Source organism: Neptuniibacter marinus (genome assembly GCF_965223595.1).
GTDB classification, from domain to species: domain Bacteria; phylum Pseudomonadota; class Gammaproteobacteria; order Pseudomonadales; family Balneatricaceae; genus Neptuniibacter; species Neptuniibacter marinus.
Genome location: NZ_OZ245004.1, coordinates 3,052,303 through 3,065,650 on the forward strand (window position 1 = coordinate 3,052,303; position 13,348 = coordinate 3,065,650).

Consider the following 13,348-nt stretch of genomic DNA (forward strand, 5'->3'; position numbering starts at 1 on the left):
CTACTTCAGTTCACTTAAACAAGGAGAAGAGCATGACCTACGTAATTGATGCTTGGTTTGAAAGAAGTAACCCTTACCTAAGAGTGATTCATCGCTCTACCGGTATTCCTATCGTGCATTGGCAGGGTAGCTCACTAATGAGAAAGCTAGAGAACGGTAGTATCTGTGTTGAAGACTTTGCCGAAAGCCCCTCTCAAGAATTAGTAAAGGAGCTTTTTTTATTGGATTGTCTTGAGCAAAAGGGAGAGGTTTAAAACACCTCCCTACTCATCCCTTTAGTCTCGGAAATTATTAAACTGCAAAGGAAGCTCTAAATCGGCTTCACGCAAAAATGCCATGACGGTTTGCAGGTCATCTCGTTTTTTTCCTGTTACCCGGACTTGGTCACCTTGAATTTGAGACTGGACCTTAAGCTTTGCATCTTTAATCATTTTGACAATTTTTTTAGCAAAAGGCTGATCTAAGCCTTGTTTAAGCACAACTTCTTGGCGAGCTCTCATATTGGCTTTTTCTGGATCTTTGACCTCTAGACAACGAATGTCAATTTTACGGCCAACCATCTTTGTCCGCAGAACATCTAATAATTGCTGTAATTGAAATTCTACTTCTGCATGCATAATGACTGAGCTATCGTTTTGCTCAAAGCGAGCATCAACCCCTTTAAAATCATAGCGCATCTGTATTTCACGATTAGATTGATCAACAGCATTGGAAACTTCGTGCATATCCAATTCAGAAACGATATCAAATGATGGCATCTATTAACTCCTCAATTTTTTCAAATTCTAGCTGACCTGTATTGGCTTTTCACGTCACGATAATCATAAAATCTACAAACAGGTTAGAATAGACAATAATGATATGGAATTTTGCTCTAATTCCACAGCCTACTTTGATGGAGATATAATGAAACAACCATGGTATATCCTAGGTGCAGGGGCTATTGGATCATTATGGGCCTGTCATCTTACCGATCTAGGCTTACCTGTTAGCTTGATTCTGCGCAATCAAGCTAAAGTTGATCTGTTTCAGAAACAAAATTCAATTTTACTCGCAGGTCAGTGTTATCCAATGACTGCAGAGCTTGCTAGCGCTCCTAAAACAATTAAGCAGCTTATCATTACGACTAAATCAATCGATACAGAAAATGCCTTTAATAGCATTAAAAACCGTTTAGACCCTCACGCTAAAATCATCGTTTTACAAAATGGCATGGGCAGCCAACAGTGGATCCAGTCACAATGCCCCCATGCAGAGGTTGCTTGGGCTTCGACAACCGATGGCGCTTGGCTCAAAGCCCCCTTTAATTTGCAGCATGCTGGTAGAGGAGTAACACAGATAGGCGCTCCCGACCAAACATATACCTGGATCGATGACCTAATAAAGGGCGGTTTCCTCAATGTAGTGCAAGATAAGAATATTTCATTAACCTTATGGAGAAAACTCGCCATCAATTGCGCGATTAATCCTCTGACCGCTATCTTTGATTGTAAGAATGGTGAATTAATTAATAACCCTGACTACCTTTCAACCATGGCGGCGATCTGTCGAGAAGTGGAACTCGTTGCACACGCATTTGATATTGACCTTTTTGATGGTCCACTCATTGAGCAAGCCTGTCATGTAACGGAAATTACTGCTGAAAATTACTCGTCGATGCTACAAGACGTACGCCAAGGCCGTCAGACAGAAATTGATAGCATAACGGGCTATCTTTGTCGTCAGGCCAAAGCGCGAAGTATCCCTGTCCCCATCAATTTGGCATACCTTAAAAAGATTCAGAAAGTTCACCGATAGTAAAATTTCACCTCAAAAAGATAAAGTAGCTAAATCGCGGACAAGCTTGTAAAAATGAACCTAACATCGCTTTCTTGTTATTATGATGGAACCCTTTACCCTAAAAACAATCCAATTAAAGTATTCACTAATATAAGGCCCCTCATGTCTAATAGATTGACACGTATCTACACGCGTACAGGTGATCAAGGAACTACTGCCCTAGCCAATGGCAAACGCATTAGTAAAACAGCCCCACGCATTGAAGTATTAGGTACGGTAGATGAGCTCAATAGCTGTATAGGGCTGATTATTTCAGGCCTAGACCCAGACGATCCTTTACACTCTACTCTAACACTGATTCAACACCAGTTATTTGATTTAGGCGGTGAGATCGCAGTGGCTGATCAAAGCTATACAGTTATTGATCAAACAGAGATAGAATACTTAGAGCATCAGATAGATAAACTTAATGCTGAACTTCCTCCCCTTAAAGAATTTATTCTTCCGAGTGGTTCAGCTTCAGCTTGTTATACTCATTTAGCCCGTAGTATCTGCCGACGGGCTGAAAGACAAATTACAGCACTATTATTGGATGACGAAGAACAGGTTAATTCAGATGCAGTGGCTTACCTAAACCGTTTATCCGATCTACTTTTTGTGGCAAGTAGAACAGTTGCGCTGAGGCAGGGCGGCAAAGAAATCCTCTGGCAACCCAGAGATCAACGTAACCGCCTTTAAAAGGAGTACTTTATGAAAGCAATATATGGTCTTGGTCTACTATTTTTAGCCTCATTCACTTGGGCTGATTGCTCCACCGAGCAAACCTTGTGTGAAACACAATGTGCCGTTGTACATTTCACAGATGAGGCAGCCGAGCTAGGCTGTAAATCCAAGTGTGTCGCCAAACGCGCGCTCTGCTCAACGGAATCTGGTGCAAAAACAGCCGTTGACGCTGGAGGCGAGGTAATCGATTCAGGTGTTGAGGTGAGTAAAGATGCTTGGCAAGATACTAAGTCTTTCGTTAAAGGTTTGACTGAGTAGTTACCTGAGTAAGATTCAATTCAGCCCCCTAACGCTTAGCTTTACTATCAGCGTACATTAACGCTAAGCGTGTTTGGGTGGCGAAGCGATTGAAAATATTAAAATCATTGTCCGATACTGGGCCGTTACCTTTCAGACGATCGGCGTACAACATACCAATTACCCGCTTACCCATGACTAATGGAATCAGTACAAATCCTTGGCATTCAGTTTGGGAGACAAAGTCTTGAGGTAAACGGTCGCTCCAACCCTCGTCCTCAAGATCATTCACTAAAAGTGTAACCTGCTTTTCCATCACTCTAAAAAATAGATCACCACCTTTACTAGAGCGATCACGCTCAAAATAACGCTGCAAGGCTTCTATTTTTTTACCTTCAATCATCTTAACAGCAAGATGGTCTTTCTTTTTATTAAGCAGACAAAGTAAGCTTCGATCAAAATCACTACACTGATGAATCGCCTCTACAACCAATTTAAATATATCGTGTATAGTTCCTTCAGAACCGATTAATTCAGTCAGCTGATTGAGATACTCTAACTGCCCCTGACTACATACAACCGGTGTATCAGAGCTTTGTATATTATCACTAAGTTCAGATTCACCTTGCTCAGCTTCATCATGGGCTAAAAAAGCTAATTTACGCACCATCTCATCTTTAACAGCATTACCTGACTCAACATATTCCGGAATCAATAACTGAGCTTTGAGACCATAAGAGCGACTCACCTTAGAGACCTGCCGGAAACATTGTATGGCGACCTCTCCTACATCATCAAAGGATATGCCTGAAACACCCGATACTGCATCGATCAATTGATCATAAGATAGTTCATCACGTATATCGTGCCCATAAATCTGTTGAACTAAACCATTACAAAGAAACGGTAGACTAGTCAGTAAGTTACTATGCTCATCAAGTTTATTCATATCCACTTCAGACATGGTCTGAAGTACCTGTTTAGGGTACCCCCAGCCTGCAGCCATTTCTCGGCCTAATGCGTTAAAACTAATGCCTAACACCTCGGTCTGGATAAGTGGCCAGCTTTTATTACTGGTTTTTTTCAAGCTAAGTAGCTTTCGATATTCATCTGGTAAAGTACAAGCAACAACGATCTCACCCAAACCAAATAATAATGCTGCAAGATAAGCTTCTTCAGGATCTATACTTTTTTTACTTTTCAGAGCCAGTTCTTTCGCCATGTTTGCGCTAAGGAACTGCTTCATCATCATCCCAGGCACATCAAGGTCTGGATGCTCATCATGAAAGCTCTCTATCAGCTTAAGCGTTAAACTGATGCTCTTAATCTGGTTGAACCCCATCAGCACAACGGCACGGGATATAACACTTACATTCCCTTGTCCCCGTTTATATGCCGATGAATTAGCAAGTTTCAATAAACGAGCAGACAAGCCCGTATCTTTCATGATTGCCATAGCCAGCGCCATAGCATCGCCCTCATCCGATGAACTAATTTGTTGAATACGATTAATCGTTGCGCTAAACACAGGGAGGTCGCCTAAGCGATCAAGGCTATGATGAATATTCTTAAGCGTTTCTGTGTACTTCATAATTTCCCGTTTTAAGCCAATGTCCTTAATAGAGTAAGGCTTACTATGTGTTAGCACTCAACTCATGGAAAGACTAAATAGGAGACTTCACATTACTGCTAATTAATTGTGGCCAACTGTGTTCCAAGTCGGCATCAAACCTTAACTGAGTAAAGTAAGCATAGTCTACTTTTATTCTTCCCCAATACTGGGGCTTAATATCAAGTAAATCAGCTACCATTGCTCTAATTACTCCACCATGGGTAACGATAAGTATTCGCTTCTCATCTCTCGCTAAAAGCTGTGTCTTCGCAGCCCGAACTCGGCTGGAGAAATCAGCAACAAGCTCACCTGACGGGGGCGGATTAGCTTCGGGATCTAACCAAAAATTATCAGCCAAATGGGACTGTTGAGCATAAACAGCTTCAAACCGCTGCCCATCCCACTCACCAAAATTGTACTCTTGTAGCTGATCAAGTATCAAAAGGTTAAGACCTAATCGCTGGGAAACCGTTTCTGCTATATAACGGCAGCGCTGAAGCGGTGAACTCACCACCAAATCCCAGCCAGGATTATGCTCGATAGCAGTTAAACTATCACGCACACCCTGTTCTGAAAGTTCAGAATCAGTATGTCCTAAATACACACCCTTCAATTCAGGTTCGCCATGTCGCAATAGGTCAAACTGCGTGGATTTCAGCAAAACAATTTTCTCCGCCAACTTATTGGCTGACACCCGCATCAGCAAACGTGGCCATATCACGATGCAGCGCGCATGCGGTTCTCATGATATTAACGGCGACAGCCGCACCACTGCCCTCCCCTAAACGCATACCTAAATCAAGCAGAGGCTGAATATCTAAAGAGTCTAAAATACCTTGATGGAACGCTTCTGGCGAACAATGGCCAAAGACCATCCAATCTTTACTATTCGGGTTAATCTGAATCGCAATATAAGCCGCAACCGTACTAATAAAGCCATCCACCACTATAGTGATACCTAGATTAGCCGCCTTTAAATACGCTCCCACCATCGCTGCAATTTCAAACCCTCCTAGGCATTTTAGAATATCCATTGGTGAGGAAAATTGCGTTCGATGTAAAACCAATGCTTGATCAATCACTTTGGCTTTATGCTGAACCCCTTGCGAACTTATACCTGTCCCTGAGCCTGCAACATCGGCCCCACTCAAATCAAGAAAAGCAGCCATAAGCGCTGAAGCTGATGTGGTATTAGCAATCCCCATCTCGCCCGCAACAAATAACTCAACCCCTCGGCGCCCTGCTCTAATTACAGCGTCCGCTCCAACATTAAGAGCGGCTTCTAATTGAGGTACACTCATCGCCGCTGTCTCAGTAAAGTCAGAGGAGCTAGCGGCTATAACTTTACTAATCACATCAGGGTGTTCAACAGGTGTAACCGTACCAAGATTAATAACCTCAAAATCAGCGTTTAACTGTTGGGCTAAAACAGAAATTGCAGCCCCTCCTGATGCAAAATTAAGAATCATTTGGGTCGTAACTTCTTGAGGAAACGCGGACACTTTCTGTTTCGCTACACCATGATCCGCTGCAAAAATAGAGATGGCTACACGATCACATGAGGGACATTCAACCGCTTGCAATCCTGCTAAACGAACCGCTATATCCTCCAATAAACCTAACGAACCTAGTGGCTTAGTTAATTGTGACTGCCGTTCAGTTGCTAGCGCCTTATAATGAAGATCAACGGGCTGAACACTAATCGCTAACCAATCTTTTAAATTCACAAACCCACCTGTTTTTCTGTTTTAACATCTAAAGGAATACCTGCAACACTCAAGGTAACGCGCTCCGCAATTTTGGCCAGTTCTTGATGTAAACGTCCAGTATTATCTTGGAATTGACGGCTTAGCTCACCCATAGGCACTATCCCCCATCCCACCTCATTGGAAACTAAGATCAAATCACCTTTAAAAGCCGTAACCACCGCTATCATATCTTGCATTCCTTGCTGCATGACTGATAAATCTTTTAGCAATAAATTGGTAAGCCAAAGCGTAAGACAATCAACCAAAACAGTCTCACCGGAGCCGCTTAATTCAGAAAGCGCTTGGGGTAAATCAATAGGTACTTCTTTAACCCTCCATTCCGCTGGACGATCTGAGCGGTGAAGCGCGATTCGCTGCTGCATTTCCGCATCACCCGCATCGGCTGTAGCAATATAAATAACAGGTTTATTAATCGCTGTAGCTCGCTCTTGTGCCAAACGACTCTTACCAGAACGAGCTCCCCCTAAAATCAATTGCCGCACACAACCTCCCAACAGACTATATTAACTATACTAAACCGCTACTCTAACCTGTTTATAGGATAGATATTTATTAACATGTATGGATAATACATAATATAAAAATAGATCCCTAGTATAACACTAGAGTCCTTCAGCGGAGATTTCGATGATTCAATTACAGGAACGCAGAGAACCTTCAGCTTTCTCGCTTTTCAATCTAGGCTTTAGGCCATTTTTCTTAGCCGGAGCTGCCAGCGCTGTTATCCTAATTACTCTTTGGCTTGTTATATATAGCCAAGGTTACCAACCTCATTATTATGATTTAGCTATCACTTGGCATGCTCATGAGATGATATTTGGATTTAGCATTGCCATCATTGCAGGTTTTCTGCTCACAGCCGTTCGCACTTGGACTAATGTACAAACCCTGTATAGCTGGCCCTTAGCAGCGCTTTTTTTAGTGTGGCTCTTAGCTAGGCTACTCCCTGCATTTGAAAGCATACCCAAAGCAGTCATCGCTATTACAGATTTAATCTTTATACCTCTCGTTGCCATCAGCATCGCTTGGCCCATTATTAAATCCAAGAACTATAGAAATTTTCTATTTCTCCCTATTCTTTTCGCCTTTTTTATCGCTAATTTACTCATCCATCTAAATCTAATGGGCATAACAGAAGACACTATAGCAACAGGCATTCAATTAGGTTTATTTCTGATTGTTATGATCATTAGCATTGTCGGCGGACGCGTTATACCCTTTTTTACAGAAAAAGGGGTCGCAGGCACTCAAAGCAGAAAGTTTCCAATAATTGAACGCTCAATTATTCCGATGACCGCCATTTGGGTTATATCTACGCTGACCAGCTATACTGGAGTTATTGTTTTTTTCAGTGCACTTGTTGGGCTGATGAATTTAATTCGGCTCGGCGGCTGGTTCAACAACAAAGTTTTTACTGTTCCACTGGTTTGGATCCTTCAGCTTAGTTACCTATTTATCACTTTTGGCTATCTACTTTATGCTTTAAGCACCTTAAACTTGGTTAATCAGTCTATCGCTTATCATGCGTTTGCTACCGGTGGGATTGGCGGACTGACCTTAGGGATGATGTCTAGAGTTTCCCTCGGCCATACAGGACGAATACTAACCGCTGGCCCAATGATAATATCTGCATTTGTATTACTTATGCTCTCTGCGGTATTCCGTATCAGTATTGATATACTGCCACTACCCTACATGAGTACCTTGCACATTTCTGGCAGTCTTTGGGTTATCGCTTGGGTTTTATTCTTAATTAAATACACAACGATTCTAATCAAACCAAGAGTAGATGGGATCTACGGATAAAAAAAGGCCTCATATGAGGCCCTTTTTTAACCTTAAGGGTTATGCATTAAGATCAATAACAACACGGCCCTTTACTTGACCATTAGTGATTTTCTCTGCGTATTCAGGCACATTATCTAAAGCAATTATCTGAGCAATTTCACCTAAAGCATTCTCTGGTAGCTGAGTCAGTAAGCGTTGCCAAGCAATATTACGACGCTCGTAAGGGCAACTAACCGAATCGACACCCTGAAGGCGCACATTACGTAAAATAAAAGGCATAACAGTAGAAGGGAGTTTAAAACTAGCCGCTAAACCACAAGCGGCAACAACACCGCTATAATTTGTTTCAGCAATCATTCTAGCTAGTATAGTATCACCCGCTGTATCAATAGCCCCCGCCCATCTCTGTTTCTCTAAAGGTCTCGGCGGCTGCGCCATCTCATCGCGACTCAAAATTTCACTTGCACCTAAACCACGCAGGTAACCTTCAGTCTCAGCACGCCCAGTAATCGCTGCTACCTGATAACCGAGTCCAGCTAATATCGCGACTGCAACACTCCCTACTCCACCCGCAGCACCACTCACCACTATAGGACCACTCTCAGGTGTTACTCCGCCCTCTTCTAAAGCCATAACACATAACATAGCAGTTAAACCGGCAGTGCCTATTTGCATAGTACGAATCGGATCCATACCTTCAGGCAAAGGTACCAACCAATCAGCTTTCAAACGCGCATACTGGGAATATCCGCCCCAATACATTTCACCTACGCCCCACCCCGTTAAAACAACCTTATCTCCCTTTGAATAACGCGCATCTGCACTATCTTCGACAGTACCGACTAGGTCTATTCCAGGCACCATTGGGAAATTGCGAATGATTTTACCTTTACCTGTAACAGCCAGACCATCTTTATAGTTCAACGAAGAGTAATCCACTTTTATAAGGACATCTTCTTCCGGTAGGTCGCTCATCGCTAACTGCTCAATAGCAGACGTTGTTTTACCTTCATCTTGTTTCAAAACCAGTGCTTTGAACATACTAATCTCCGTTGAACGCTTAAATAAGTTAATTTGTCATACAAATATAAAATACTATAAATATTGAATCAATAGGCTATAATTAAATTTATCTTCTACCTTAGGTTAGTAAAGAATTTAAACGAGCGGAGTAAAAGGTGAATTTAGAGATAGGGCCAATCAACAAAAGCAGCTTATCAAAACAGGTAGCTGACCAGCTTCAAGAGGCAATTTTAGAAGGTACTCTGAAAGCCGACGACCGACTTCCCACAGAGGAGGAGCTCGCGCAACGCTTCCAAGTATCTCGCCCAACTATCAGAGAAGCGCTTAAAAGATTAGCCGCAAAAAACCTCATCCGCTCACGCCGCGGCCCAACGGGAGGGTCCTTTGTCAATCATTTAGGAACAAATGAACTCAGTGACCACTTAACCACCGCCACCACCCTTTTTGTCAGTATGAATGATGTCTCATTAGATGAGATCAGCAGCACTCGGCTTGAAATGGAAAGTTACTGCTTTCGCCTTGCCTGCCAACATCGTACCGAAGAGGACCTTAAACGATTAGAACAGCACCTCATCTATCAAAAAAATAAAAATATCAGCCCTGAAGAATTCTGTGCAGCAGATGTTCGTTTCCATCGTGCAATTGCGGATTCCAGTCACAATAAAATGCTGAGCTTTATTATGTACACTCTAATTGAAGCACTTCAACCTGTATCAAATATGATCGCTTACAGGTTTAGAGAAAGAGAAATCATTACCAGTCAGCACGAGAGAATATTTAACGCTATCAGCAATCAAGACAGAAAATTAGCTTGCGCTATTTTAGAAGAACAGATTAATTACCTGCAGCAATTACATGAAGAAGCCCAAGAGAACCACCAACAATAACAAAGCATATGATGAGTTCCGAAAAGCTAGTTCCTTATATAAAGCACCAAAAAAACACCTAAACGACTACAAAAAGTAGAATGCTCAAACCATAGGCATCACGCAAGATTTGTTTTATGCTAAGCACTTATTATACAACAGCCAAAACAAGCAATTTCTGCTACTCAAACTAAGCTCTGGGCTGCCTAAAATAGGGAGCAACTCTGTAGAATGAATGGCATAGTGTATCAGTTAATATTCGCAAGTTATTAAGGAGATCCCGTGGAAGATTTATGGTTAATCAGCATTATTTCTTTACTTATAGGTGCTGTTATCGGCTTTTTAATGGGGCGCTCAGGCAACACCTCTAATCGCCAAGCAGAACTTACTGAACAATTAGACAGTACAACCAAAGAGCTTGAGAACTATAAAGAAGAGGTCAATGAACACTTTGAAAAAACAGCTGCACTAGTTAACAACCTCACCAACAGCTATAAAGAAGTTCATGAGCATTTAGCAACCAGTGCCGTAGATTTATGTAAAGCAGGTACCATTGATCTCGCCTTAGAACCGGCTATGCATGCAAAAATCGAGAGTCAGGACAATGAGTCTGAAGAACCTGCTGAAAAAACAGAAGAAGTTACAGCTGACATTCCTCGAGACTACGCACCCAAAAGTCCTGAAGATGAAGGCACCTTATCTGAAACCTTTGGTCTGAAAGAAGAAACCGCTGAGGAAGAGCCTACTAAAGAAGGGAATGAATCTACTACAGCGGAAATAGTACCTCCTATTGCCAAGAATAAATAAGCCATCATCCTTTTATCTCGGCACCAGATTTTCGTATATCAATTAAAGGTTGCGCTATTTTTAGCCCAGCCTTTTTTTGTATTTATTGCTTTTCCACGAGCAAAAAAACAGAAAAAACTGCACAATAACCAAGTCCCCTCTGGAGTGTTTTGCTAAACGACTAATCCATCAGTGGGCGGATAAGAATAAATGACGAACATAACCACTATTTGTAGGTCTTATTAAACGGCCAATCTCTAAGCCATTGTGCAACAAGATCAAAGTTGGCCAAAGCTTAACTTTAAATGCTCGTCCCAACGGCTTACCCTTCCCATCATATAGTTTGATATGGGTAAGCTCAGGGTGATCTTTTAACTCCTCCTGCACTATCGGCTGTGCTAATTGACAATGCGGACACCAAGGCGCACCAAACTCAAGTAGAATATTTCCCGGCATCTCATTAATTTGCTCAAGAGTCGGCGCTTCTTCTAAATAATTTGCGTTAATTTCAGTTTGACCTCTACTCATATAAATTAAACCCCTCATATTTATTAAAATTAACCGAAAAAACGCCATGCTATGACTCCCACCGTTATAACAGAACAATACACTGCCTCTAAGTCAGACAAGCTTTAGACGGTTAATTTAGTCTATACAGGATTATCTATCTCTATATAGTGATGCTCTATACCAAAATGCAGCGCAAGCTCCTCTCCCAGTGCTTGCACACCATACCTTTCGGTGGCGTGATGCCCAGCGGCAAAGTAATGAATACCATTCTCTCTAGCACTATGGACTGTAGGCTCAGAAATTTCACCTGAGATGTAAGCATCCACCCCTAAATCCACTGCTTTATCTATATAGCCCTGAGCGCCTCCTGTGCACCAACCAATCGTTTTAATCTTATGCTCGCCCCCACAAATCAATAGAGGTTCTCGTCCTAAAATAGAACCTATATGCTCTGCTAACTGCTCTGCAGTAAAGGTACGCTGGAACTGGCCAATATTACCAATACTCCGAGGGTTATCAGGCTCCAGCCCTGACAGTATTTCAATCCCTAAGCGTTCTGCCAATTGCGCATTATTACCCAGTAACGGATGTGCATCTAAAGGTAAATGGTAAGCGATCAAACTGATATCATGGTCAAGTAACGCCTTAATCCTTTTTTTCTTAATTTTAGTAATACAACTATCTTCACCTTTCCAAAAAAAACCATGATGAACCAAAATAGCATCCGCCTTCTCAGCTATAGCTGCCTCAATCAGCGATTGAGATGCTGTCACACCAGAAACCAGCTTACCTATGACCTCTTTTCCCTCCACCTGAAGGCCATTGGGACAATAGTCTTTAAACTGCGATGGCTCCAAAAGAGCATCGATATAATTCATTAAATCTTCACGTTTCACTGACATTATTATCTTATCCATTCACAAAACTTTAATACGCCGTATAATTCTATGCTTATTCTGGGTAATTGATTACATAAGACATGCGTAAATTAAATTTTCTTGTTTGGCCGGTTCTAGCAGGAGTTCTCGTAGCGGTGTTACTTCTACAGCTATTCCCCAGCCTACTTTCATCAGAATCTCAGGCTATAAAATTCAGAGAAGCCCCCACTATACCTAAGAGTGGCATAGGGCTAGGACCAGTCTCATATGCTGATGCTGTCGAAGTTGCCGCACCAGCGGTTGTAAACATTTATACACGTACTATTATTCAACAGAAAGTACACCCTCTCTTCAATGACCCTTTCTTTCGTAACTTTTTTGATGCTGATAGCATCCCCCAACAAGAGAGAATCCAATCAAGCTTAGGCTCTGGCGTTATCCTTACCTCCCAAGGGTATATAGTTACTAACAACCATGTAATCACCGGCGCCGATAGTATTATAGTTGCGTTAAAAGATGGCCGTGAAGCTGTAGCTGAAGTGATTGGCACCGATCCTGAAACAGACTTAGCCGTTCTAAAAGTTGCCATGGAAGACCTTCCTAGTATTGCTCTAACCCAATCAGATAATAGCCGAGTGGGTGATGTTGTTTTAGCCATCGGCAACCCTTTTGGCGTCGGCCAAACGGTAACTATGGGAATTATAAGCGCAACAGGCCGTCATAGTTTAGGCATCAATACTTATGAAGACTTTATCCAAACAGATGCTGCCATCAATCCAGGCAACTCTGGTGGTGCACTAATCGACGCATACGGCAACTTAATTGGTATTAATACAGCTATATTCTCAAAATCGGGTGGATCCCAAGGCATTGGGTTTGCCATTCCTTCCAATTTAACAAAACAGGTTATGCAAGATCTGATCAAATATGGAAGGGTTGTACGTGGCTGGCTGGGGATTGAGATTCAGGAATTAACACCGAAACTAGCTGAATCCTTTGGCCTTAAAAACATGCAAGGGCTTATTATTGCGGGCGTATTTAGAAATGGACCAGCACACTTAGCAGGGCTTCAGCCTGGCGATGTTATGTTAACGATAAATAAACAACCCATAATGAACGGTAGAAAGTCTATGACTGAAATCGCTCGTTTCAAACCCGATGAAAGCATAGATATTGAAATACTTAGAGATGGTGAAAAACTTTCTTTCAAAGCGGTGATTGGTGAACGACCTAGAACACAAGAGCAATAAAATAAAAAAACAGGCATTCGCCCATTGCTGTCCCATAGTTTTGGATGGTAAATGAAAAAGCCTGAGA

16 protein-coding genes are annotated in these 13,348 nt (G+C 42.0%); 8 read left to right on the forward strand and 8 right to left on the reverse strand.

Features of this window, described 5'->3' with window-relative positions; translation table 11 throughout:
• Positions 1-32 precede the first annotated feature (32 nt).
• Complete coding sequence (locus ACOQOE_RS14305) at positions 33-254, forward strand: hypothetical protein (RefSeq protein ID WP_067868706.1); 222 nt, start codon at positions 33-35, stop codon at positions 252-254.
• 21 nt (positions 255-275) lie between these two features.
• Here the strand turns inward: ACOQOE_RS14305 and ACOQOE_RS14310 are convergent, their stop codons facing one another.
• A complete protein-coding gene (locus ACOQOE_RS14310) occupies positions 276-758 on the reverse strand; it encodes a YajQ family cyclic di-GMP-binding protein (protein ID WP_067868708.1) in 483 nt (160 codons plus the stop codon).
• Between the two features lie 148 nt (positions 759-906).
• On the opposite strand from ACOQOE_RS14310, the gene ACOQOE_RS14315 reads away from it, so the two are divergent.
• From ACOQOE_RS14315 to ACOQOE_RS14325, 3 genes are all read left to right on the forward strand, one after another.
• Positions 907-1,797, forward strand: coding sequence for a 2-dehydropantoate 2-reductase (locus ACOQOE_RS14315; RefSeq protein ID WP_420554321.1), 891 nt, complete (start codon positions 907-909; stop codon positions 1,795-1,797).
• A 144-nt stretch (positions 1,798-1,941) separates the two neighbouring features.
• Positions 1,942-2,517, forward strand: coding sequence for a cob(I)yrinic acid a,c-diamide adenosyltransferase (locus tag ACOQOE_RS14320; protein WP_420554322.1), 576 nt, complete (start codon positions 1,942-1,944; stop codon positions 2,515-2,517).
• A gap of 12 nt (positions 2,518-2,529) precedes the next feature.
• Positions 2,530-2,820: a hypothetical protein gene (locus ACOQOE_RS14325; RefSeq protein ID WP_067868720.1), complete on the forward strand. Its 291-nt coding sequence runs from the start codon at positions 2,530-2,532 to the stop codon at positions 2,818-2,820.
• A gap of 28 nt (positions 2,821-2,848) precedes the next feature.
• Here the strand turns inward: ACOQOE_RS14325 and ACOQOE_RS14330 are convergent, their stop codons facing one another.
• From ACOQOE_RS14330 to cobU, 4 genes are all read right to left on the reverse strand, one after another.
• Positions 2,849-4,390: an HDOD domain-containing protein gene (locus ACOQOE_RS14330; RefSeq protein ID WP_420554323.1), complete on the reverse strand. Its 1,542-nt coding sequence runs from the start codon at positions 4,388-4,390 to the stop codon at positions 2,849-2,851.
• 73 nt (positions 4,391-4,463) lie between these two features.
• Positions 4,464-5,072: a histidine phosphatase family protein gene (locus tag ACOQOE_RS14335; RefSeq protein ID WP_420554324.1), complete on the reverse strand. Its 609-nt coding sequence runs from the start codon at positions 5,070-5,072 to the stop codon at positions 4,464-4,466.
• Between the two features lie 19 nt (positions 5,073-5,091).
• Positions 5,092-6,138, reverse strand: coding sequence for a nicotinate-nucleotide--dimethylbenzimidazole phosphoribosyltransferase (gene cobT / locus ACOQOE_RS14340; RefSeq protein ID WP_420554325.1), 1,047 nt, complete (start codon positions 6,136-6,138; stop codon positions 5,092-5,094).
• Positions 6,135-6,662, reverse strand: coding sequence for a bifunctional adenosylcobinamide kinase/adenosylcobinamide-phosphate guanylyltransferase (gene cobU, locus ACOQOE_RS14345; RefSeq protein ID WP_067868733.1), 528 nt, complete (start codon positions 6,660-6,662; stop codon positions 6,135-6,137). Before cobU ends, cobT begins: the two co-directional genes overlap by 4 nt.
• Before the next feature lie 145 nt (positions 6,663-6,807).
• Between cobU and ACOQOE_RS14350 the strand changes: the two genes are divergently transcribed.
• Entirely contained in the window at positions 6,808-7,986 is a 1,179-nt protein-coding gene (locus ACOQOE_RS14350) for an NnrS family protein (RefSeq protein ID WP_420554326.1), read from the forward strand.
• Between the two features lie 39 nt (positions 7,987-8,025).
• Here the strand turns inward: ACOQOE_RS14350 and ACOQOE_RS14355 are convergent, their stop codons facing one another.
• Complete coding sequence (locus ACOQOE_RS14355) at positions 8,026-9,009, reverse strand: MDR family oxidoreductase (protein ID WP_420554327.1); 984 nt, start codon at positions 9,007-9,009, stop codon at positions 8,026-8,028.
• 137 nt (positions 9,010-9,146) lie between these two features.
• On the opposite strand from ACOQOE_RS14355, the gene ACOQOE_RS14360 reads away from it, so the two are divergent.
• Together ACOQOE_RS14360 and ACOQOE_RS14365 are read left to right on the forward strand one after the other, a co-directional pair.
• Positions 9,147-9,878, forward strand: coding sequence for a FadR/GntR family transcriptional regulator (locus ACOQOE_RS14360; protein ID WP_067868742.1), 732 nt, complete (start codon positions 9,147-9,149; stop codon positions 9,876-9,878).
• Positions 9,879-10,139: 261 nt separating this feature from the next.
• Positions 10,140-10,664, forward strand: a complete 525-nt coding sequence (locus ACOQOE_RS14365; RefSeq protein ID WP_067868745.1) for a YhcB family protein — start codon at positions 10,140-10,142, stop codon at positions 10,662-10,664.
• 168 nt (positions 10,665-10,832) lie between these two features.
• On the opposite strand, the gene ACOQOE_RS14370 is transcribed toward ACOQOE_RS14365, so the two are convergent.
• Both ACOQOE_RS14370 and ACOQOE_RS14375 read right to left on the reverse strand, forming a co-directional pair.
• Positions 10,833-11,171 carry a thioredoxin family protein gene (locus tag ACOQOE_RS14370; protein ID WP_067868747.1) on the reverse strand — a complete coding sequence of 113 codons (339 nt, stop codon included), beginning with the start codon at positions 11,169-11,171 and terminating at the stop codon, positions 10,833-10,835.
• A 122-nt stretch (positions 11,172-11,293) separates the two neighbouring features.
• On the reverse strand, positions 11,294-12,055 hold the full coding sequence (locus ACOQOE_RS14375) for a Nif3-like dinuclear metal center hexameric protein (protein ID WP_420555487.1): 762 nt from the start codon (positions 12,053-12,055) through the stop codon (positions 11,294-11,296).
• A gap of 77 nt (positions 12,056-12,132) precedes the next feature.
• Here ACOQOE_RS14375 and ACOQOE_RS14380 point away from each other — a divergent pair, with 77 nt between their 5' ends.
• Complete coding sequence (locus tag ACOQOE_RS14380) at positions 12,133-13,281, forward strand: S1C family serine protease (protein ID WP_067868749.1); 1,149 nt, start codon at positions 12,133-12,135, stop codon at positions 13,279-13,281.
• Positions 13,282-13,348: the final 67 nt, after the last annotated feature.